At 70.2% G+C, this 21477-nt stretch carries 21 protein-coding genes, 1 tRNA gene and 1 pseudogene; 4 read left to right on the forward strand and 19 right to left on the reverse strand.

Annotated elements, in window-relative coordinates; genetic code table 11:
• The first annotated feature begins 6 nt into the window (after positions 1 to 6).
• Positions 7 to 582 carry an antibiotic biosynthesis monooxygenase gene (locus ACIQK6_RS11140; RefSeq protein WP_329100302.1) on the forward strand — a complete coding sequence of 192 codons (576 nt, stop codon included), beginning with the start codon at positions 7 to 9 and terminating at the stop codon, positions 580 to 582.
• 13 nt (positions 583 to 595) lie between these two features.
• On the opposite strand, the gene ACIQK6_RS11145 is transcribed toward ACIQK6_RS11140, so the two are convergent.
• From ACIQK6_RS11145 to ACIQK6_RS11205, 13 genes are all read right to left on the reverse strand, one after another.
• Positions 596 to 2245 carry a long-chain fatty acid--CoA ligase gene (locus tag ACIQK6_RS11145; RefSeq protein ID WP_402694706.1) on the reverse strand — a complete coding sequence of 550 codons (1650 nt, stop codon included), beginning with the start codon at positions 2243 to 2245 and terminating at the stop codon, positions 596 to 598.
• 160 nt (positions 2246 to 2405) lie between these two features.
• On the reverse strand, positions 2406 to 2939 hold the full coding sequence (locus ACIQK6_RS11150) for a SigE family RNA polymerase sigma factor (RefSeq protein WP_329100300.1): 534 nt from the start codon (positions 2937 to 2939) through the stop codon (positions 2406 to 2408).
• A gap of 134 nt (positions 2940 to 3073) precedes the next feature.
• Entirely contained in the window at positions 3074 to 4240 is a 1167-nt protein-coding gene (locus ACIQK6_RS11155) for a lipid-transfer protein (protein ID WP_329100299.1), read from the reverse strand.
• Positions 4237 to 4650, reverse strand: a complete 414-nt coding sequence (locus tag ACIQK6_RS11160; RefSeq protein WP_329100298.1) for a MaoC family dehydratase — start codon at positions 4648 to 4650, stop codon at positions 4237 to 4239. Before ACIQK6_RS11160 ends, ACIQK6_RS11155 begins: the two co-directional genes overlap by 4 nt.
• Complete coding sequence (locus tag ACIQK6_RS11165; RefSeq protein WP_402694707.1) at positions 4647 to 5678, reverse strand: acyl-CoA dehydrogenase family protein; 1032 nt, start codon at positions 5676 to 5678, stop codon at positions 4647 to 4649. Before ACIQK6_RS11165 ends, ACIQK6_RS11160 begins: the two co-directional genes overlap by 4 nt.
• Positions 5678 to 6691 carry an OB-fold domain-containing protein gene (locus tag ACIQK6_RS11170; protein ID WP_329100296.1) on the reverse strand — a complete coding sequence of 338 codons (1014 nt, stop codon included), beginning with the start codon at positions 6689 to 6691 and terminating at the stop codon, positions 5678 to 5680. Before ACIQK6_RS11170 ends, ACIQK6_RS11165 begins: the two co-directional genes overlap by 1 nt.
• Complete coding sequence (locus ACIQK6_RS11175; RefSeq protein ID WP_402694708.1) at positions 6688 to 7839, reverse strand: acyl-CoA dehydrogenase family protein; 1152 nt, start codon at positions 7837 to 7839, stop codon at positions 6688 to 6690. Before ACIQK6_RS11175 ends, ACIQK6_RS11170 begins: the two co-directional genes overlap by 4 nt.
• Before the next feature lie 164 nt (positions 7840 to 8003).
• Complete coding sequence (locus ACIQK6_RS11180) at positions 8004 to 8300, reverse strand: hypothetical protein (RefSeq protein ID WP_329100294.1); 297 nt, start codon at positions 8298 to 8300, stop codon at positions 8004 to 8006.
• Positions 8301 to 8936: 636 nt separating this feature from the next.
• Entirely contained in the window at positions 8937 to 9428 is a 492-nt protein-coding gene (locus ACIQK6_RS11185) for a DUF6344 domain-containing protein (RefSeq protein ID WP_329100293.1), read from the reverse strand.
• A 354-nt stretch (positions 9429 to 9782) separates the two neighbouring features.
• Positions 9783 to 9908 (reverse strand): hypothetical protein, encoded by a 126-nt coding sequence (locus tag ACIQK6_RS11190; protein WP_329100292.1) that lies wholly within the window; start codon positions 9906 to 9908, stop codon positions 9783 to 9785.
• A complete protein-coding gene (locus ACIQK6_RS11195; protein ID WP_329100291.1) occupies positions 9905 to 10573 on the reverse strand; it encodes an ATP-binding cassette domain-containing protein in 669 nt (222 codons plus the stop codon). The genes ACIQK6_RS11190 and ACIQK6_RS11195 overlap by 4 nt, the downstream gene beginning before the upstream one ends.
• Positions 10574 to 10601: 28 nt before the next feature.
• The gene (locus ACIQK6_RS11200; protein ID WP_402694709.1) at positions 10602 to 12692 is read right to left on the reverse strand and encodes a bacteriocin-associated integral membrane family protein; all 2091 of its coding nucleotides are present in this window, start codon (positions 12690 to 12692) and stop codon (positions 10602 to 10604) included.
• 113 nt (positions 12693 to 12805) lie between these two features.
• Complete coding sequence (locus tag ACIQK6_RS11205) at positions 12806 to 13093, reverse strand: lactococcin 972 family bacteriocin (RefSeq protein WP_329100289.1); 288 nt, start codon at positions 13091 to 13093, stop codon at positions 12806 to 12808.
• A gap of 285 nt (positions 13094 to 13378) precedes the next feature.
• Here ACIQK6_RS11205 and ACIQK6_RS11210 point away from each other — a divergent pair, with 285 nt between their 5' ends.
• Positions 13379 to 14002 (forward strand): hypothetical protein, encoded by a 624-nt coding sequence (locus ACIQK6_RS11210; RefSeq protein ID WP_402694710.1) that lies wholly within the window; start codon positions 13379 to 13381, stop codon positions 14000 to 14002.
• Positions 14003 to 14107: 105 nt separating this feature from the next.
• On the opposite strand, the gene ACIQK6_RS11215 is transcribed toward ACIQK6_RS11210, so the two are convergent.
• From ACIQK6_RS11215 to ACIQK6_RS11240, 6 genes are all read right to left on the reverse strand, one after another.
• Positions 14108 to 14195, reverse strand: a tRNA-Ser gene (locus ACIQK6_RS11215).
• Between the two features lie 52 nt (positions 14196 to 14247).
• Positions 14248 to 15195 carry a peptidase gene (locus ACIQK6_RS11220; RefSeq protein ID WP_329100273.1) on the reverse strand — a complete coding sequence of 316 codons (948 nt, stop codon included), beginning with the start codon at positions 15193 to 15195 and terminating at the stop codon, positions 14248 to 14250.
• A 275-nt stretch (positions 15196 to 15470) separates the two neighbouring features.
• Positions 15471 to 16517, reverse strand: a complete 1047-nt coding sequence (locus ACIQK6_RS11225) for a putative sulfate exporter family transporter (RefSeq protein WP_329100272.1) — start codon at positions 16515 to 16517, stop codon at positions 15471 to 15473.
• Positions 16517 to 17065, reverse strand: a complete 549-nt coding sequence (locus tag ACIQK6_RS11230; protein WP_329100271.1) for a cysteine dioxygenase family protein — start codon at positions 17063 to 17065, stop codon at positions 16517 to 16519. Before ACIQK6_RS11230 ends, ACIQK6_RS11225 begins: the two co-directional genes overlap by 1 nt.
• A gap of 79 nt (positions 17066 to 17144) precedes the next feature.
• Positions 17145 to 18050: a LysR family transcriptional regulator gene (locus ACIQK6_RS11235; RefSeq protein ID WP_329100270.1), complete on the reverse strand. Its 906-nt coding sequence runs from the start codon at positions 18048 to 18050 to the stop codon at positions 17145 to 17147.
• Positions 18051 to 18150: 100 nt separating this feature from the next.
• Positions 18151 to 19647: a trypsin-like peptidase domain-containing protein gene (locus tag ACIQK6_RS11240; protein WP_329100269.1), complete on the reverse strand. Its 1497-nt coding sequence runs from the start codon at positions 19645 to 19647 to the stop codon at positions 18151 to 18153.
• 240 nt (positions 19648 to 19887) lie between these two features.
• Here ACIQK6_RS11240 and ACIQK6_RS11245 point away from each other — a divergent pair, with 240 nt between their 5' ends.
• Together ACIQK6_RS11245 and ACIQK6_RS11250 are read left to right on the forward strand one after the other, a co-directional pair.
• Positions 19888 to 20676: a glycerophosphodiester phosphodiesterase gene (locus tag ACIQK6_RS11245; RefSeq protein WP_329107788.1), complete on the forward strand. Its 789-nt coding sequence runs from the start codon at positions 19888 to 19890 to the stop codon at positions 20674 to 20676.
• A 59-nt stretch (positions 20677 to 20735) separates the two neighbouring features.
• Positions 20736 to 21373 (forward strand): annotated as a pseudogene (locus tag ACIQK6_RS11250) (ATP-binding protein).
• Positions 21374 to 21477: the final 104 nt, after the last annotated feature.

Raw genomic sequence — 21477 nt, forward strand, 5'->3', positions numbered from 1 at the left:
GGGCCGATGGCCATCATCAACACGAGCGAGCACACCGTCCCCGCCGACAACGGGGAGGTGAACCTGCTCATCGCACGGCAGGTGGAGCCCGGCCACGAGGAGACCTTCGAGGCCTGGGCCCACGGCATCCTGGAGACCGCCGCGGGCTTCCCGGACCACCTCGGGTACGGACTCTTCCGGCCGGCGACGGAGGGCGGGCCGTGGTTCCTGGTCCACCGCTTCCGCAATCAGGCCGCGTTCCAGCGCTGGCAGGACTCCCCGGAGCGGGCGCAGTGGTTCGCCAACTGCCTCGGCCACCACCACACGGAGATAGCCCGCCGGGAACTGCACGGCATGGAGACCTGGTTCGCCAAGCCGGGTACGACCCGGCCCGCGCCGCCTCGGTGGAAGATGGCGATCAGCTCGGGGCTGGCAATCTTCCCGATCTCACTGATCGGCAACGCGGTGCTCGGGCCGTACCTGGTCAATCTGCACTTCGTGTTGCGGACGGCCGCCTTCGCCGTCGTGTTCAGCACCCTGATGACCTACGTGGCCATGCCCGCAGTCAGTAGGCTGCTGCGGCCATGGCTCACCCGGGGTTAGGCGCCCGCGGTCGTCAGTCGAGCTTGGTCACGTCCAGCGCGCCGTCCGCGTACTGCTTGCGGATCACCTTTTTGTCGAACTTGCCGACACTGGTCTTCGGCACTGCCTCGATGAACGTCCAGCGCTCCGGCAGCTGCCACTTGGCGACGGTCCGGGAGAGGAACTCGCGCAGACCCGTGTAGTTCACGCTCGCGCCCTCCTTGAGGACGACCGTGGCCAGCGGGCGCTCTCCCCACTTCTCGTCGGGAACGGCGACGACGGCGGCCTCGGCGACCTCGGGGTGCGCCATCAGCGCGTTCTCCAGGTCCACGCTGGAGATCCACTCACCGCCGGACTTGATGACGTCCTTGGCGCGGTCGGTGAGGGTGAGGAAACCGTCTGCGCTGATCACGCCGACATCGCCGGTCTTGAGCCAGCCGTCGGCGCTGAACTTGTCGTCGGGCCGGAAGGATTCGCCGGACGCGCCGCCGTAGTAGGAGCTAGCGATCCAGTTGCCGCGCACCTCCAGCTCGCCCGCGGACTCCCCGTCCCAGGGCAGGAGGTCTCCGGCGGGGCCGATCAGCCGGGCCTCGACGCCCGCCGGGAAACGGCCCTGGGTGATCCGGTAGGGCCACTCCTCCTCGGCGCTCAGGCCGGCCGGCGGGTGCGCCATCGTGCCCAGCGGCGAGGTCTCGGTCATGCCCCAGGCGTGGCAGACACGGACTCCGAGCTTGTCGTACGCCTCCATCAGGGCGGGCGGACAGGCCGAACCGCCGATGGTGACCTGCTTCATCGAAGTCAGGTCGCGCGGGTTGGCGGTGACCTCGGCCAGCAGTCCCTGCCAGATGGTGGGGACGGCCGCGGCGTGCGTGGGCCTCTCCCGCTCGATCATCTCCGCGAGCGGGGCGGGCTGCAGGAAGCGGTCCGGCATCAGCATGTTGATACCGGTCATGAAGGTGGCGTGCGGCAGCCCCCAGGCGTTCACATGGAACTGCGGGACCACGACGAGAGTGGTGTCCCGGTCCGTCAGGCCCATCGACTCGGCCATGTTGACCTGCATGGAGTGCAGGTAGACCGAGCGGTGGGAGAAGACGACGCCCTTGGGCTCCCCGGTGGTGCCGGAGGTGTAGCACATCGCCGCGGCCTGGCGCTCGTCCAGCTCGGGCCAGTCGAAGCTGTCGGAGGCGTCGACGAGGAGCTCCTCGTACTCGTGCACGCGCACGTTCAGGCCTTCGAGCGCGGAGCGGTCGCCGATGCCGGTGACCACCACGTGCTCGATGGTCGGCAGGTGCGGCAGCAGCGGCGCGAGCAGGGGCAGCAGCGTGCCGTTGACCAGTACCACCCGGTCGGCGGCGTGGTTGACGATGAAGACCAGCTGCTCAGGAGGGAGCCGCAGGTTGAGGGTGTGCAGGACCGCACCCATGGAGGGGATTGCGAAGTACGCCTCGACGTGCTCGGCGTTGTTCCACATCAGGGTGGCGACCCGCTCGTCCTGCTGCACTCCGAGCGCGTCGCGTAGCGCGCCGGCAAGACGGGTGGCGCGGTTGCCGATCTCGGCGAAGCTGCGGCGCTGCGGCTCGGCCTCCCCGGTCCAGGTCGTGACCTGGGACTTCCCGTGGATCGTCATCCCGTGTCGGAGTATGCGGGTGACGAGGAGCGGTACGTCCTGCATGGTGCTGAGCAAAGCGTCCTCCCGGTGAGCGCTGCGGCGCTGCGGCGGCTACGGATGCTGCCGATTCTGCGCACGTACCGGTCGGCATGTCACTACCCGGGAGTAGAAACCAGGGCGTGTTTCACGTGAAACATCCCCGGACGTCCTCACGTTTCACGTGAAACGCCATCCGTCACCGGACCGGCGTGAGCTCCGGGTCCTCGCGGAGTTTGCCCAGCGCGCGGGAGACCGCGCTCTTGACCGTACCGACGGACACCCCGAGCAGCTCCGCCGTCTGCACCTCGCTCAGGTCCTCGTAGTACCGCAGGACGACCATGGCCCGCTGCCGGTCGGGCAGCCGGGTCACCGCGCGCCACATCGCGTCGCGCAGCGCCTGCGCCTCGGCGGGGTCGCCGGCCGGGACCGCCTCGGGCTCCGGGAGCTCGTCGCATGCGAACTCGTCGACCCTGCGCTTACGCCACTGGGAGGTACGGGTGTTGACGAGGGTCCGACGGACGTAGCCGTCCAGGGCGCGGTGGTCCTCGATCCGGTCCCAGGCCACGTACGTCTTGGCGAGGGCGGTCTGGAGCAGGTCCTCCGCATCGCACGGGTTGGCGGTGAGGGAGCGCGCGGTGCGCATCAGGACCGTGCCGCGGGTCCGGACGTACGCCGAGAACGACGGGTACGGCGTCGGATTCGAGGCGAGTGTGCACACAGGCGTGGTCATGTCTCCACGCTAGGAGCGCCCGCCCGCCCTGGGATCGGCCGCAGGTGCCGATGGTGGATCCACCTCAGGTTGTAGGAACAGGGCCGTCCCCACCCCCTGAAGGTGGAGGGGGCGGGGGCCACGGGGCCCGGGGCTCAGCTGTCGGCGCCGAGGATCAGGCCGGAGGTCGGGACCCCGGTACCGGCCGTGACGAGAGCGTGTGACGCCCCCGCGACCTGGTTGACGGAGGTACCGCGCAGCTGGCGGACGGCCTCGGCGATGCCGTTCATCCCGTGCAGGTACGCCTCTCCGAGCTGGCCGCCGTGGGTGTTGAGCGGCAGCGCGTCCGCGGCCACGAAATCCGCGGCCTCGCCCGGCGCGCAGAAGCCGAACTCCTCCAGCTGCATCAGCACGAAGGGGGTGAAGTGGTCGTAGAGGATGCCGACGTCGATGTCCGAGGGCCGTAGCCCACTGGTCCGCCACAGCTGGCGGGCGACCACGTCCATCTCCGGCAGCCCGGTGAGGTCGTCACGGTAAAAGGAGGTCATGCCCTCCTGGCGGCGCCCGGCGCCCTGCGCGGCCGCGGTGATCACGGCGGGCGCGTGTCTCAGGTCCCGGGCGCGCTCGGCCCTGGTGACGACGACGGCCTGGCCGCCGTCCGTCTCCTGGCAGCAGTCCAGCAGCCGCAGCGGCTCCACGATCCAGCGCGAGGCGGCGTGGTCGGCGAGGGTGATGGGCTTGCCGTAGAAGTAGGCGGCGGGGTTGTTCGCGGCGTGCCGGCGGTCGGTGACCGCGACGTGCCCGAACGCCTCGGGGGTGAGGTTGTAGGTGTGCAGGTAGCGCTGGGCGGTCATGGCCACCCAGGAGGCGGGAGTCAGCAGCCCCCACGGCAGCGACCAGCCGAGCGCCGCCCCTTCCGCCGAGGGCTCCCGCTGCTGGACCCCGGAGCCGAAGCGGCGCCCGGAGCGCTCGTTGAAGGCGCGGTAGCAGACGACGACCTCCGCGACCCCGGTGGCGACGGCGAGGGCGGCCTGCTGGACGGTGGCGCAGGCAGCACCGCCGCCGTAGTGGATGCGGGAGAAGAAGGACAGGTCCCCGATGCCCGCCGCCTGGGCGACGGTGATCTCGGGGCTGGTGTCCATGGTGAAGGTGACCATGCCGTCGACATCGGCGGGGGTGAGTCCGGCGTCGTCCAGGGCGGCGTGCACCGCCTCGACGGCGAGCTTGAGCTCACTGCGGCCGGAATCCTTGGAGAACTCGGTCGCTCCGATGCCGACGATGGCGGCGCGGCCGCCGAGATCGTCGCGGGTGCGGACGCTCATGCCGGCACCTCCGCGGTGACCGTTCCCGTGACGTGGTGCCCGAGGCCGTTGGCCCCGACGACCCGGATCTCGACGGTGGTTCCGGAGGCGGTGGCCCCGGACGCAGCGGTGACGGAGACGTCGGTGACGGTGCCGGTGAGGGTCATCGTGTCGCCGGGGTAGTTGGGGGCGCCCAGGCGGATGGCCACCTTGCGCAGGACGGCGTGCGGCCCGAGGTGGTCGGTGACGTAGCGGCCGACCAGGCCGTTCGTGGTCAGGATGTTCATGAAGATGTCCGGGGAGCCCTTCTCCTGCGCGAGCGCCGCGTCGTGGTGCACGTCCTGGTAGTCGCGGGAGGCGATCGCGCCCGCAACGATCAGCGTGCGGGTGACCGGGATCTCCAGTGGCGGGAGCGTGTCGCCGATGTTCATGCCTGTTCTCCCTCGGCTATCGCAGCTCCGAGCTCGGCCAGCAGTTCGCTGCCGCAGCCCAGATAGGCGTCCAGTTGGCGTCCCCACAGGAAGTGCCGGTGGACGGGGTGGTCCAGGTCGGCACCCATGCCGCCGTGCAGGTGCTGGCCCGCGTGCACGACCCGCTTGCCCGCCTCCGAGGCCCACCAGGCGGCCGTCAGCGCGTGCTCGTGTGCCGGAAGGCCCTGGTCGATGCGCCAGGCCGCCTCGTACGTGGTGACCCGGATCGCCTCGGTGTCCATGTGGGCGTCGGCCGCGCGCAACATGACCCCTTGATGGGTGGAGAGCGGTCTGCCGAACTGCTCCCGGGTGGAGGTGTATTCCACCGCGCGGGCGAGAGAGCCCGCGCACACGCCCGCCTGGAGCCCGGCGAAGGCGGTACGGGCGGCGGCGAGCGTGCCCTCGTACGCACCTTCCGAACCGAGGCGCTCGCCCTCGGCCGCGGTCAGCACCAGCCGGCCCGCCGACCACGGGGCGGTGGTCTCCACCGGGGAGGTCCGCACACCGGGCGCGTCAGTCCGTACGAGCCACAGCGCCCGGTCCGTGTCCGGGACCAGTACGTGCGTGGCGTCGCGCAGCCACGGCACGGCGGGGGCGGTCCCGGTGAGCCGGCAGCCCTCGGCGGTGATCCGGCCGCGCGCCGGGAACGCACCGGTGGCCACGGCCTCACCCGTGCCGAGGGCGGGCAGCAGGCGGGCACGCTGATCGGGGCTGCCGTGCGCGGCCACGGGAAGGATCCCGTACACGCAGGTGGCGGCGTACGGGACCTGTGCGGTGGTGCGGCCCTGTTCCTCCAGTAGCAGGACCAGCCCGAGCAGGCCGATCTCCTCGACCGCGGCGATCAGTCCGGCCGCGGTGAGTGCCTTCCACAGCTCGGCGTCGCTGCCGGTGCCGGCTTCGGCGAGGCGCTCGTGGGTGGCGAGATCGGAGAAGATCCGAGCGGCGAGACCGGCCGCGGCGGCCTGCTCCTCGGTGGGGTGGAAGTCCATCAGCCCTCGCTCCCGCGGAAGACGGGGAGTTCGAGGCCGGCGTCGACGCGCAGGAACTCCAGCTGGACGGGGAGACCGATGCGCACCTTGTCGTGGGGCACGCCGGTGATGTTGCTGATCATCCGGACCCCTTCGGCGAGCTCGACGAGTGCGACCGCGTAGGGCGGGTCGAAGGCCGGGAAGGTCGGGTGGTGCATGACGACGTAACTGAACACCGTGCCGGCGCCGGAGGCCTCGACCGCGTCCCAGTCGGGGCTCGCGCAGGCGTTGCAGCCGGGGAGCCACGGGAAGCGGAGGGCGGCGCAGGAACTGCAGCGCTGGATCAGCAGCTTGTGGTCGCGCACCCCGTCCCAGAACCCTTGGTTGTCGCGGTTGACCACGGGGCGGGGGCGCTGCGAGGGGGGCCGCTGTGCCGGGGGCCGCCGCACCGGTCCGGCGGCGGGCGCGTACTTGAGGATGCGGAAGCGGTGGGTGCCTGCGAGCTCCCCGTCCGCCTGGACGTCCATGCGGGTGGTCACGAAGTGGCCGGTACCGAGCTTGGTCGTCTTGCGGGGCGACACGGTCTCGATGACGGCGTCGAAGGTGATCGCGGCGCCGGGGCGCAGGGGGCGGTGGTACTCCTGCTCGCAGTCGGTGGCGACCACGGAGGCGAAGCCGGCGCCGTCGAGGAGCGCGAGGAGCTCGTCGTAGGCGGAGGAGCGGTCCGCGTGGCCGGAGAGGCCGCCCATGGTCCAGGCCTGGAGCATGGTGGGCGGCGCGATGGCGTCCGGACCGGTGTAGGCGGGGTTGGCATCGCCCATCGCCTCGCACCAGTGGCGGATCATCGGCTCGTTGACCACGTCCTTGCCCCGGGCCGCGGTGGCGGCCGGCTGCCCCTCGAAGGCCGCCAACAGCGTGTGGAACCGGGCAGCCTCCTCGGCCCCGGCCACGACCCCGGTCTCGGCTCCGGTCGCTGCCGTGCCCCCGGCCGTGTCCGCGTCGTTCACGTCCGCGTCCGCGTCGTCCGCCGTCATCGTTTCCTCCCCTTCATGCCGAGCCGCATCATGGCGACGATCTCCCGCTGGACCTCGCTGACCCCGCCGCCGAACGTGTTGATCTGGGCGGCCCGGTTCATCCGTTCGAGCTCGCCGCCCGCGAACGCCGCGGGCCCGCGGATCAGGGCCTCCTCACCCACCACCTCCTGGCACATCCGGTACACCTCGACGGTGGACTCGGTACCGAGGAACTTCACCCCGCTGGCATCGCCGGGGGCCAGTGCGCCGCTGCCCACGTCCTGGACGAGCCGCCAGTTGAGGAGGCGTACGGCGGCCAGCCGTGCGTGCGCCTCGGCGAGCCGGGACCGCACCCAGGGGAGGTCCGCGGGGCGGTCACCGGTGACCGGGTCGGGGGTGCGGGCGTAATCGCGCGCGTACGCGTAGAAGTCCTCGGCCTGCATGCCGATGGCTGCGAGGGCGACGCGCTCGTGGTTGAGCTGGTTGGTGATCAGACCCCAGCCGCCGTGCTCGGGGCCGACGAGATGGCCGGCGGGCACGCGGACGCCGTCGTAGTACGTGGCCGTGGTGGTGAGCCCGCCGACGGTGTCGATCGGAGTCCAGGAGAAGCCCGGGGCGTCGGTGGGCACCAGGATGATCGAGATGCCCTTGTGTTTGGGGGCCTCGGGGTCCGTGCGGCAGGCGAGCCAGATCCAGTCCGCGTTCTGGGCGTTGGAGGTGAACACCTTCTGCCCGTCGATCAGCCAGTCGGATCCGTCGCGGACCGCGCGCGTGCGCAGGGCGGCGAGGTCGGTGCCGGCCTCGGGTTCGGAGTAGCCGATGGCGAAGACGACGTCACCCGCCAGGATCCGGGGGAGGAAGTAGTCCTTCTGCTCCTCGGTCCCGTACTTCATCAGGGTCGGGCCGACGGTGTTGAGGGTGACCATGGAGACGGGGGCACCGGCCCGGTAGGCCTCGTCGAAGAAGACGAACTGCTCGTCGGCGCCCCGTCCCCGGCCGCCGTACTCGACGGGCCAACCGAGGCCGAGGAGCCCGTCGGCGCCTATGCGGCGCAGGAGTTCGCGCTGGCGGGCCGGATCATCGGGGAGGCCGTCCGGTAGCAGGTCCTTGAAGTACGCGCGCAGTTCGGCGCGGAGCCGCAACTGACCTTCGGTCGGGGCGAGGTGCACGGCGCTGGCCTCCCGGCGTCACATCATCGAGGAAACCTGACTGTCCGTCAGATTCACCCGCGATGTCAAGGTCGGGGGGCATGCGTGAGGACGCCCGCGCTACCGGACCCCAGCCGGTCCGGTCGCACGGGCGCCCTCAAGAATCGGAGCGGCTCAGGCCGCGGCTACCACCAGGGGACGAAGTTGACCGCGACGGTCGTATTGGACTGGTCGATCGCGGTGAGGGCCGAGCCGTTCACCTGAGCCGTGTTGTTCTGGTTGGATGCGCCGGAGCCGGTGGCCACCTGCTGCGATGTTGACGAGTTGCCGTTGTTGTCCCCGCCCACGCCACTGCCGATGACGCCGGCCACGCTCGCGTTCGACCCGTCGTTGTCCGCCGACGCCACCCCGCCGAAGAGAGCGACGGCGAGGGGGAGCGCCGCGACGGCGGCGATGACGCGGGCGGTACGGATGCTTGCCATGTCTACATTCCTCCAGAAAACCGAAGTAGGAATCCGTCCAAGGCAGTTGGCCGACCGCCTCGGTCGTTCGTTCCATGTGGTGACGACGTCGCGAGACCAGAGTTGCCCACCGAATCCCCGGCGAACCATCCCGGAGTCCCCGATTCCCCCGCAAGCATGACCAACATCGGATAAACCTCGTTCGCGCCCCCGAAGCCCCAGGTCAGCGCAGTGGAACCAGTCGAATCCCACACCGCGCAAGGGATGAAGCGTTCCGCCAGATCGCCGTGTTCCGAACATGCCGAAAAGGGCCGCGCCGTCCGGGAACCCCACCGTCTCCCGGGCCTGCGGCCCTGCAATGCCAAGCTTCACGCCCTTTGCGCGCCCCGGCGCAAGCCGGGGTGGTTCATCCGTGCCCAGCCCTCGGGGCACCCTCGTAGCGCGATCCACGGTCACGACCGACCGGGCTCCAGCGCCTGTTACCGGGCCTGCTGCTGCTCTTACGGCTACTTCTTGCGGCTGCTCTCGTCCTTGCTCGTGCCCGGCAGCGGCGCGTACACCTGCGAGCCGGACCCTGCGACCGCCCTGCGCTCTCGTGGACTCCATGTACAGGGCTTCGGTACTGCGGTACTGCGGGACTACAAGGCGTACGGGGGGCTACGCAGCGAGCGCGAGGGCGTCCCGAGCTGCACCGACGGCGGCCGCGGGTCCTGAGGATCCCCCGGTGAGCACCGGGCCGGCTGCGGCAGGGACCGCGGCGTGTACTGAGGTGCGTACTGCAGCGGTCGCTGTGGCCGAGGTCAGCGTTCGGGAGGCGGTACCGGCACCGGCACCGGCACCCATGGCCGCGGCGGTGGTGGAGCGTCGTACGGAAGGGGTCTTGCCGTGCGCTTCGGCGTGGATCCGCTGCTTGATGGTCGGCGGCAGCGAACCGCCCCGCATCATCGCCCGCCAGGTCCTCCGGGCCGTGACGGCCGGCCGGCGTACGGCGGTGGCCGGGCTGCCGGCAGCGGCAGCGACGGGGGCCGGGGCGGAGGCGGGGGCGGAAGCCGGAGCCGACTTCCCCGTGATGCCGAAGCCGGAAAGGACGACCCCCAGAACGGCGAGGACGGCGGTCCAGATCGACGTGAGGATGCTGCGGTGAGTCATGACGAGGTGCCTCGATTCACGATGTTCGGACGGGCGGATCTGAATACATTCGTCATGATGTGGCCGCAACCGCACCGCCACTGCGCCCCGCGCCGATCTTCCGACAAACACCACTCGGACGGCCCAAGAGCGTGACTCAGACCTCCGGCCGAACTCCCAGGAAACACCGGACACCCCGCCTCCGAACCAGCCCTGACCTGCATGTTCGCTTCAGCACGCCACCGAGCGACCGGCAAGCCGGGAATCCCTTCGCCCGCCTTGCACCGGCGGGTTGCGTACCGGAGGCGTGAACGCGGAAGCAGGCCCGGGTCGGCGACCCGGGCCTGCTTCAGATGAGGGGAGGAACACGGAGCCTCAGAAGATCTGGAGCCCGATCCGGCCGAGGATGGTCCCGGCGTGCGTGCCGTAGACGGCCAGCACCGCAATGCCTGCGAGGAGCACAGCGCCGATCACGGCACGACGGACAAGGCGGGCGTTCATGAGAACTGCCTTTCTTTCACGGGTACGGGTTGTGTGGCGTCGCCGACGGTCAGGACCACGTCGCAGCGGTCGCGGACCGCGTCGTCGTGGGTGGCGATGACGACGGCGCAGCCCTCTTCGCACATCGTGCGGAGGATCTCGACGACCATAGAAGTGTTGTCGTGGTCGAGGGCGCCCGTCGGTTCGTCGGCGAGGACGAGGGCGGGCTGCTTGACGATGAGGCGGGCCAGCGCGACGCGCTGCTGCTCCCCGCCGCTGAGCCGGTGGACCTGCTCCTTCTCCCGTCCGGCCAGCCCGACCCGCTCCAGGGCCTCGGCGACGGTCGGAGCGCCCTTCCGCACTCGTCTCGGCTTCATCGCGACCTCCAGGTTGGCCGCGACGCTCGCGTTCTCGATCAGCGCGTAGTTCTGGAAGAGGTACCCGAGCACGTCACGCCGGTAGTGCCGGGTGGCGCGCGGGCCGAAGCCGGTGATGTCGCGGCCCTCGTGCCGGATCGCCCCGGAACTCGGTGCGTCGAGCAGGCCCAGGCAGTTGAGCAGCGTCGACTTGCCGGAGCCGCTCGGGCCCGTGAGCGCCAGCATCTGGCGGCGCTCCACGGTGAAGGAGAGATCGGACCAGAGGGTTCGCGGGCCAAATGATTTGGACAGGCTCTCGATCTCGATCATGTGGAAGCTCCTGCAGAAAGGTGGGGGGTCACGACTCGGTCGCCCCTTCCTTGACGATCCGGCGGTGGAAGACGACGAGGGCCACGAGCACGGCCGCGACCTCGACGGCGACGAGCACACCGGTGACACCGAGGTCGAGTCCGGTGAATTCGGCGGTCGGACGGGGGGCGGGGATGCCGAGGGATTCGTACCGTGCGGCGTCCTGGTTCTGCTGCCACACCTGGAAGGGCACCCATCCGGCGAGCAGTACGGCGAGGACGCCTTCGACCAGCAGGACGGGGCGGTGGGTGGCTGCGAAGGTCCAGCCGCTGATGTGGCGGGCGAAGATCGCCTGGGCGTTCTTGCGCGAGTGGACGATGCAGACGCCGACTCCGGTGATGAGCAGCACCGCCACGGCCACCGCCAGGTTGAACAGCTGGAGCCGGAAGTCCCCGACCACCTTGCGCAGTTCCAGCGCGGCGTCCTGCCCCACGGGAGTCATGGCGGTGACGTACAACTCGAGGTGCCGCTTCTGGACGCCGGCCGTGACGTCGTCCGGGTTGTGGAAGACGATGCTCCGCTGCGAGGCGTAGCTGGTGTAGCCCTTGTCGCTCAGGAAGGGCGCGCCGTTGGGGAACACGATGATGACGGGGTCCGTCACCAGGGAATCCTCTGCTCCGGGATTGTCCGCGGCGTGCGACTTGCCTCGCGGGTTGTAGGTGAAGACACGCTGTCCGTCCTTCGACGGGAGGGTCTTCACCTGGGCGGGAGCGATCTTGCCCGGGTCACTCGGGCTCAGCCACGTCGGAGTGAGCTCCTTCAGGCGGCCGGTGTGCTGTGCGAGGCCCTCGGGGATCAGGAGCCTGATCTGGTCGGGTGCCGCGGCGGTCGGTTCGATCCTTCGCCCCGCCGCGTCGAGGACGGGCTGCTTGGCGAGGAAGGATTCGTTGACGACGAGCAGGTCGCCCTTGGTCAGGCCCGGTATGCCCGCCGAGAGCCGGAGGTCCCGGTGCCCGGCGACGATGATCTGTCCGTCCCGGTCGGCCTGGCGCAACCAGGGGCCCACGTTCTCGTCCAGGCTGCGCAAGGCGGTGTCGCTCGCCAGACTGCCGTTGAATCGGATCGACGTGGCATCGCCGATCTTCGCGTACGCCTCTCGGCTCTCCTGGCGGGCCAGCACGTCCTGCGCGCCCAGCACGACGGCCGTCGCGATGCTGAGGGCGAGCAGGAGCGCGGGTATCCGTACGAGATAGGCGCTCACCGACGCGGCGCGCGCGGGCAGCTCGCCCTTGAGGGCACGCAGTACGTCGGTCTGGAAGGTCAGCCAGAGCATCGCGCAGTGGGTGACGAGGGCGATGAGGCTCAGGGCGAAGGTGCAGCCGAGGGCGATCGAGGCGAACTGGCCGATCCAGGTGAGACCGTTGTAGAGGCCGAGGAGCAGCAGGGTCGCGGCGGACACCGCGGCGCAGGCGACGGCCCAGAACGCCCCGAGTTGCCGCATGTCGCGCAGCAGGATCTGCCCGAACGACTTCCCCTGGAGCCGCTGCACTCCGTAGGCCTTGGCGTTGAGCAGGACGCTCGCACCGGTCATCGTCACCACGGCGAGGGCGACCACGAAGAACGAGCGGTAGAGCGCGCTGTCGGCGTAGACGGTGGTCAGCTGCGCCAAGGAGAAGGGCTGGTTGACGGAGGCGACGAGCCCGAGGTCGTCAAGGGATCGGGTCAGTGAGGCAGCGGCCGACTCCGGTCCGAAGACGTAGTAGAAACCGCGCGGGTCGCGCTGACCCAGCTCCGCGACGGGGTGCACGTCGGTGTGGTAGCCGCGGCTGAACGCGGGATAGCCGCCCTTCAGCCAGTCGGAGTGCGGGCCGCCGGGTGCGAGGTAGAGGTGGCGGCGATTGGACGGATCCTTGAGGTCGGGGACCTCGCGCGCGATCGTCGCGTTGTTCTTCGCGGCGAATTCGGCAATCGCGCCGGCGACCTGCGAGCCACTGGCCGCGCCGTCGGAGTCCGTCACCCAGACGACGGCGGAGTGCCCGAGGGCCCAGTCCTCATCGAGGCTCCGGAGGAAGAGGAAAGAGAGGGTCGCGGAGAACGCCAGTACGACGGCGTGGGCGAACTTGATACCTCGATGCAGCATCTATTGCCTAGCTAGGGGCACTTCTGGAGCGCGATTCGTGGGGGGCGAGCCGTCCGCCCGTACGTGCGGACGGCTCATCGCTGCAAGGCCGGGTCGTGGGACCCGGACTCAGATCAGCAGGAGGTGTTGTAGTACGACTTGTTGCCGCTCAGCTTCACCTTGGCCGAGGTGATGGACCAGGAGCCCTTGGCGGCCTCGTCGCTGTCGATGTAGGCGCCGACGGAGGTCGAGCCGTGGCACTTGGAGCCGTGGTAGTAGTCCGACCACACAGTGGCGGTGCCCGCACCGTAGTTCCACTCGCCGCCACCGACGTACGAGGTGGTCGCGAGGGCCGGAACGGCACCGGCGATGACGAGGGCGCCGGCGGCAACCGCGATCTTCATGCTGCGCTTGATCTGCACTGCAAACATCCTTTTTTCACGCACTAATGATCATCAGAAAATGATCTCTGCGGAGAGTGCCGCAACAGCTCAACGCACGTCAACCGGCCATATGGCTCAAAGCCGTTGGTACGCTTGGGCTCCACTATGGCGTGATGATCATCACGCGCGGCGGGTCGGAGCACCCTCGACCACACGGCCTTGCGGCTGATCGTGACCGCACCAAGGTGACACGTGTCAACATCGACCGGCGCGGGGCCGGAAAACCCCTCGCACGCCCTACTCCGGCGAAGAACAATGCCGGGCATGGGGACAGACATACACGGGTTCATCGAGTGCCGCTGGGATCGCTGGCTGGACGAGGACGACCGCAGCTGGGACGGTGCGATCGACCTCGATCACCTCTACAACGGGCGCTCGTACATCGCCTTCGGGTCCCTGTTCGGCGTGCGCGACACCACGTCCTTCCGCCCTCTCGCCGATGACCGCGGCCTACCCGCTGACGTGTCTCCGGAGGCCCTTGCCGGCTTCGAGTCCTGGAGCCCGGACTCGACCGGTGCGTCTTGGATCACCTGGGCGGAGCTGGCGGCCACGGACTGGGACGAGGCCGCGAACGAGGTGGACGAATGCGTCCATGAGTACCGCCGTGGTCCGGACGGGACCTGGCTACTGCACGGCCGGAACACCAGCCTCGACCGCTTCGCCCGGCTCGCCGGCGTCACCGACCCCCACTCCCTCTACCGCGCGGGCCGCACCTACCCCGAGGGCACCGAGTGGCCCGACGGCGATCGCCTCTTCCGCATCGGACGCCTCCGACGCAAGCGCGCCGTGCCCGACGACGACTGGGGTGCCGTGTGGTCGGTCATGAGGACCCTGGCGAGCCTGCACGGCGACGAGGGTGTCCGCCTGGTCGTCTGGTTCGACGCCTGACTCCGCCCGGCGGTGCGCACGTGAGCAGGCGTGGGGACAGCTCGCCTGCAGAAAGGGGTACCACCAGATCGGTGGCACCCCTTCTGAGCTGGGCCTCGGCCCGCTTGGCGGTGGGTGTGGGATTTGAACCCACGGTGACTCGCGCCACGACGGTTTTCAAGACCGTTCCCTTAGGCCGCTCGGGCAACCCACCTGGCCGGTACAGAGTACCGGCCAGGTGGGGGTGGCGGGAGCGGCTCAAGGGGTCAGGACGTCTGCGCCTTGTCGTAGGCCGCCTTCGCCTCGTTGCCGAAGTACGGGCCGTACATCCGGTTCGGGAGGAAGTTGTATCCGAAGCTGTTCACCGAGACCTGGGTGCCCAGGCCCGTGGCCTCGTTGAAGTCCTGGAACCAAGGGCCGCCACTGGATCCGCCGGTCATGTTGCAGCCCAGGCCGTGGTCCTTCGTCAGCAGGAAGTCCTTGCCACTGTTGCCGCTGCAGTAGACCAGCTTGGTGCCGTCGTACGGTGCCGCCGCGGGGAAGCCGAAGGCGTACATCTTCTTGTTGTAGCCGCCGTTGAAGGCGATGCCCTGGGCTCCGACGGCCTGGCTGAGGGTCTGCCCGTTCAGCGGGGCGACGACGGCGAGGCCGACGTCCATGTTCATGTCCTCGCTCGCGGCCCACTGGTCGGTGGCGAAGGTCTTGGTGGCCGACCACTGGCCGTAGGGGGCGGAGCCGTTGTTGTAGGCGGGGACGAAGACCCAGTTCGTGTGCCAGGCCCCCTGGTACTTGACGCAGTGACCGGCCGTGATGACCGTGCTGCCGTTGGCGCTGGTGACCGAGTCGCCGGAGCAGGATGCGGTGCGGTCGCCCATCGTGAAGAAGACGCGCCCCGAGGTCTTCACCACGGCGCCGGCGCCCGTCCAGGCGCCGCCCGCCTGCGGGAAGGCCGTGGGGGACGCCGCCGCCGTCGGGGCGACGGTCGTGGGGGTCGCCGACGTGGCGACCGGGGTGCGGGCCGCGCCGGGGACCGCCGTCACGTCGAGCGGGGCGGCGGCGCGCATCCGCTCGACGGTCCAGAAGCCTTGGGTGTGTTCTTGCCGGAAGGACGCGGGGGCCTCTGCGGCGACCGAGGGACCGGCCGCCGTCAGGGCGCCCGCGACCAGGGCGCCGGCCGCGAGCAAGACGGACAAGGCCGTGCGATGACGATTCACGCATGACTCCTTCTGCCGTGCCCGGGCCGGGTGGCGAAGCCGGGCAGGGTGGGGGTGAAGAGCGGTCGGTGCGGATCGGCTGTGCGCGGTTCGCGGTGCGTCGTGCGTCGTGCGTCGTGCGTCGTGCGTCGTGCGTCGTGCGGATTACCGGGCAGGGTGGCACGGGTGCGTCGCAATGTCAGCGGGCAGTCTGAACGTTCGGTCGGTTCCGGCCAGGAAATGGCCAACTCTCCGCCGTTGCACCGCCGTACGACGCCTGGCGGTGCCCTACGGCGTCATACGGTCAGCATCACGCCCGCGTACGAAACCCCCGCCACGACCACCCACGCCCCGAGCCCCAGTGCCGCGGCCCGCCCGCCGGTCCGGGCCAGCGTCGGCAGGTGCACCGCGCTCCCCAGGCCGAACAGCGCCGCCGCCAGCAGGGCCTCCTGGGCGGTGTGCGCCCACTCCAGCGCTACGTCGGGCAGTACCCCGGTGGCGCGCAGTGCAGCCGCGGCCAGGAACCCGAGGACGAACAGCGGCACCGGCGCCGGCCTGCGGCCCGAGGCGGTGCGCACCCCGCGGCGCCGGGCCCGTACCGAGAAGGCCACGGCCGCCACGAGCGGGGCGAGCAGCGCCACGCGCATCAGCTTGACCAGCACCGCCTCGCCCAGGGCGGCAGGGCCCGCGGTCTGCGCGGTGGCCACGACCTGGCCCACGTCGTGGACCCCGGCGCCGACCCACCGCCCGAAGGCGGGGTCGGAGAGCCCCAACGACCCCTGGAGGAGCGGGAGTATGCCTATGGCGAGCGTCCCGCAGAGGGTGACCAGTGCCACCGAGGCGGCCACGTCCTCCTCGTCGCTGCCGGACACCTCACTCACCGCGCCGATCGCCGAGGCACCGCAGATCGAGTACCCGGTGGCGATCAACAGTGGCTGATCGCCCGGAAGTCCCAGCCGGCGGCCCAGCCAGAGGGTGCCGAAGAAGGTGGCCGCGACCACGCCGACCACCATGGCGACGGTGGCCCAGCCCAGCCGGAGCACCTGGTCCAGCCCCAGGCCGAGGCCCAGCAGGACGATGCCCATCCGCATGAGCCGACGGCCGGCCAGGGAGAGTCCCGGGCGCGCGGCCCCGCGTACGAACGTCCGCAGGCCCGGCAGGTGCGCCACCGCGATGCCCAGCACCACTGATGCGGTCAGCATCGGCACGGCGGGCACGAGGCGGTGAACGCACCAGGCCGTCAGCGCGCCGCCCGCGGCCATCGCCAACCCGGGCCACGGAGTGGGTGTTTCACGTGAAACATCCCGGGTCGCCGTGCTGTGTGGGCGGTGGAGGAGGGCCATCAGTCGACGGGGAGCGTGTAGACGCGACGGATGCTGGTGCCCAGCCGGGAGACATCGGCCCCGTAGACGTGCACCGATATCGCCTTGCTCGTACAGGAGTTGCGCACCTTGTGGATGTCTCCGGGCGGGGCGAACCCACAGACGTCGCCCTGGGCATTGACCACGTCCTCGGTGGCGACCAGCCGGGCGGGACCTGCACCGGGCGCGAGCCGGAAACGGCGTTCGCTCTCCTCGCCCTGGTGCACCCCGGCCACACACCAGGACACGTGGTCGTGGATGCAGGTCTCCTGCCCGGGCAGCCACACCAGTGCCACTACGGAGAAGCTGCCGTCGGCCTCAGCATGCAGGACGTGCTGCCGGTACCGCTCCGGGTCGCCTTCCTGCTGCGCCGGAGTCAGCAGGTCGGGCGCACCCAGGTGCGGGGCGAGTCGTTCGCCCACCAGGTACGCGGTGAGGTCGGGAGCCAGCCCCCGCTCCACGACGGTGCGGATCTCACTGACGAGGGCGGCCATCCTCGTGGTGGTGCGGGCCGGCATGGTGGTGGTCATATCGGCAGCGTGCTGCCGAGCTTCCATCACGTCCAACGACAGTTATGACCTGAAATCCCAAGCGCAGCTTATGGGTTGGTCAGCAGCCGACCCGGTTCGCCGCCACCTGTTTCAGCGCGTTGAGCACCACGGCCGTCGCAGGGATCCGCAGGTGGTCGCGGTAGACGTACGCGGCGATGTGCCGGCGCGCGGCCGGCTGGAGGGGCCGGCCGCAGACCCGGCTCAGTGAGAGGGAGGGCAATACCAGCGCGGGCATCATCGCCACGCCCAGTCCTTGTGCGACCAGGCTCTGTACGACCAGGTTGTCATCGGTGGCGAAGCGGATGTCGGGCACGAAGCCCAGCTCCGCGCACTCGTGCAGCAGGTTCGCCCGGCAGCGCGGACAGCCCGCGATCCACCGCTCCTCGGCAAGGTCGGCCAGGTACACGGCGCGGCGGCGGGCCAGCGGATGCCCCGTGGGGAGCAGTACCGTCAGCTGATCCTCCATCAACCTGACCTCGGCGACCTCCTCCGGGATCTCTTCGTGCAGGCCGGGATAGGTGAAGGCCAGGGTGATGTCGCACTCCCCGCGCTCCAACCGGCGCAGCGACTCGGGGGGCTCGCCTTCCAGCAGTTCCACCTGTATGCCCGGATGGTCCTTGGCCAGGCCGCTCAGGGCCTCGGGGACGAGGGTGACATTGGCGCTGGGGAAGCCGCACAGCCTGACCCGGCCGGTGCGCAGCCGAGCGTACGCCCTCAGCTGGGCCTCGGCCGCGGAGAGGTTCCCGAGGATGGTCTCGGCGTGCCGGGACAGGGATTCCCCGGCCTCGGTGAGCTGCATCTTGCGGCCCACGCGGGTGAACAGCGGGGTGCCGACGGCGCGTTCGAGCGCCTTCATCTGCTGGGTGATGGCGGGCTGGGTGTACCCGAGCACGCGGGCGGCAGCGGAGTACGACCCGGAGGCGACCACCGCGTGAAAGGTCCGTATGTGCCGAGAATCGAACACGAGCGAAGCATAAGCGGACGTTGCAGGGGCCGTAGGCGGAATTCCGCCTACGGCCCCCTCTTCATCGGTCGCCGCCGCGACCAGTGGTGCTCGGGTGCTGCTACTTGTCGCCGACCCGCGAGCCGAGCACGATGTCGACCGTGGTCGGCTTGCCACCGCGCAGGTAGGTCAGCTTCACGGTGTCGCCGGGCTTGTACGTCCAGATCATGCTGATCAGGGTCGGGCCGCTGTCGACCGGCTTGCCGCCGAACTCGGTGATGACGTCGCCGGGCTTGAGGCCCGCCTTGCCGGCCGGGCCGTTCGGGTCGACCAGCTCGTTGGAGGCCGCGCCCTGCTCGGAGATCTTGGCGCCCTCGGACTTGGCCTGGAGGTCGACCGAGACCGAGATCACCGGGTAGACCGGCTTGCCCGTCTTGATCAGTGATTCGGCGACGTTCTTCGCCTGGTTGATCGGGATGGCGAAGCCGAGGCCGATCGAACCGGCCTGGCCGCCGCCGAAGCCGCCGTTGCCCGCCGACTGGATCGCGGAGTTGATGCCGATGACCGCGCCGCGCCCGTCGAGCAGCGGACCGCCCGAGTTGCCCGGGTTGATCGAGGCGTCCGTTTGAAGGGCGCTCATGTACGAGTTCTTGCTGCCGCTGCCGTCTCCGGAGGCGACCGGGCGGTTCTTGGCGCTCACGATGCCGGTGGTGACCGTGTTCGACAGGCCGAAGGGGGCGCCGATCGCGATGGTCGAGTCGCCGACCGCGACCTTGTCGGAGTCGCCGAGGGGCAGCGGCTTGAGGCCGGCCGGCGGGTTCTTCAGCTTGAGGACGGCGACGTCGTAACCCTGGGCACGGCCCACGACCTCGGCGTCGTACCGCTTGCCGTCGGAGAACGTGGCAGAGAGCTTGCCGCCGTTGGCGGCGGAGGCCACGACGTGGTTGTTGGTGAGGATGTGGCCCTGCTGGTCGTAGACGAACCCGGTGCCGGTGCCGCCTTCGCCGTCGCCGGCCGAGGCCTCGATGGTGACCACGCTGGGCAGGGCACCTGCGGCCAGGCCGGCGATGGAGCCGGCCTCGCGCTTGATGTCCTTGGGGGTGTTCCCGGCGCTGATCGTGGTGGAGCCGGTGCCGTTGTCGCTGCGCTCGGCAGCCCAGTAACCGACGCCGCCGCCGATGCCGCCCGCGAGGAGGGCCGCCACGAGCACGGCCGCGACCAGGCCGCCCCTGCCCTTCGGCTTGGGCGCGGGGGCGCCGTCGGCAGTCAGGGGAGCACCCCAGGCACCTCCGCCGTGGCCGCCGCCCGCACCGTACGCCGGCACCGTGGGCGGCGGGGGCGGCCATCCCTCGGCTCCGTGCGCGGCCGGGGCAGGAGCCTGGCCGTAGGCCGGGGGCGCCTGTGCGGGGGCCTGGCCGTAAGCCGGGGGCGCCTGTGCGGGCGGAATCTGCTGGGTGGGCTCGGTGCCGGGCGCCGGGGTCGGCGGAATCTGCTGGGTCACCGGCTCGCCGGCGGCGGGCGCGGGGGCCGCATCCTGCGTCTCGGAGGCCGGAGCAGGGGGTACGGACGGGGCCGCGGGGGGTGTCGGGGCCGCGGTGCCCTCGTTCTCGGTGCTCACAGCGCTCTCTCCTCGTCACACACGGCTTCGGAAAATTCTCTGGCGATATCGGTCCGATTGAACGTTCGACGTGCCGCACAAGTTCCTGGGCAAAGCCTTTCCCATGACCCGTCAGAGCACTGTAAGCCGGACCTGTGCATCTCTCATCGTTCTTTATATCCGACATTTCGGATGCACTCTCGAGGTCGAGCTCGACGCCCGGGCACCTGTCGGTGGCACCATGACCCGGTGACCCACGCAATGCCGCGCACCATCCAGGTCGTCGCCCACCGCGGCGCCTCGGAGGATGCCCCCGAGCACACCCTGGCCGCCTACCGCAAGGCCATCGAGGACGGGGCCGACGGCCTCGAATGCGATGTCCGGCTGACCGCGGACGGCCATCTGGTCCTGGTCCACGACCGCCGGGTGAACCGCACCTCGAACGGTCGCGGCGCCGTCTCCGCCCTGGAGCTGGCCGATCTCGCCGCCCTCGACTTCGGCTCTTGGAAGGACCGCGAGGAGTCCCCCGACTGGGACGCGGACCCCGAGCGCACCTCCGTCCTCACCCTGGAGCGCCTGCTGGAGCTGGTTTCCGACGCCGGACGACCGGTACAGCTCGCGATCGAGACGAAGCATCCGACCCGCTGGGCCGGACAGGTGGAGGAGCGCCTCCTCACCCTCCTCAAGCGCTTCGGTCTGGACGCCCCGCCCGTCGAGGGTCCACACCCCGTGCGGGTCATGAGCTTCTCCGCACGCTCCCTGCACCGGATCCAGGCGTCCGCGCCGACGATCCCGACCGTGTACCTGATGCAGTTCATCTCGCCGCGGATGCGGGACGGGCGACTGCCGGCCGGCGTGACGATCGCCGGTCCCGGGATGCGGATCGTGCGCAATCACCCCGCCTTCATCCACAAGCTCCAGGGCGCGGGCCACTCCGTGCACGTATGGACAGTGAACGAACCCGAAGACGTTCAGCTCTGCGCTGATCTGGGCGTGGAAGCAATCATCACGAACAGACCCCGCCAAGTTCTGTCCCAACTCGGGCGCTGAAGTCCCCTTTTGCACACCCGCCACCCCCAACTCGTCCGTCACAGGGTGTGCTCCGGCGCATCCGCTCCGCATTCGGTCGACATGAATGCATCAGAGGTGCACGCTTCGGGCTCCTTCGACGGTTTCCGGTCCAGGCCATTGGGGCATCCAGACCATGCGTGGGGCTAAGGAGGTTCCGGGGGTGGCGTTGGTGGTGGCACAAGAAGTGCCCACGTCGTCGTGCATGGACGTACGCCATGGTCCTGCGGGCGTGGGCGAGGCGCGACACCGGATGCGCGAGCAACTGCGCATCAGCGGGGTGCCCGAATCGATCGTGGACGATGCCGTACTGATCCTTTCCGAACTGCTCAGCAACGCCTGTCGACACGGCAGGCCGCTCGGCTCTCGGGAAGTCGGAGACGGGGAGATACGCGCCGCATGGCGCGTGGACAGAGCGGGACGACTGACGGTCGAGGTCACGGACGGAGGGGGGCCCACCCGCCCGGTTCCTGCCACGCCCTCGGTCACCGCGCGGGGCGGCCGGGGACTGAACATCATCAGCGCCTTGGCCCAGGACTGGGGTGTCCGGGACGGAGCGGCGGGTGAGGTCACCGTGTGGGTGATCGTTGCCTGTGGGCCCCGGCACGAGGATTTCGCTACGCGCGTTGCGCCCCCGGCGATCGACTTCAGCACGGCGTTCGACGACCTCGATCCCTGAACCCGGGATCCCGACCGCACCACGGACACGTAGGCACGACCAACACGACCAACACGAGAGCAAGGCAGCACGACAGCAACACAGCAGCACCGGCCATCGCACAG

The organism is Streptomyces sp. NPDC091682, assembly GCF_044756625.1.
Lineage (GTDB): Bacteria > Actinomycetota > Actinomycetes > Streptomycetales > Streptomycetaceae > Streptomyces.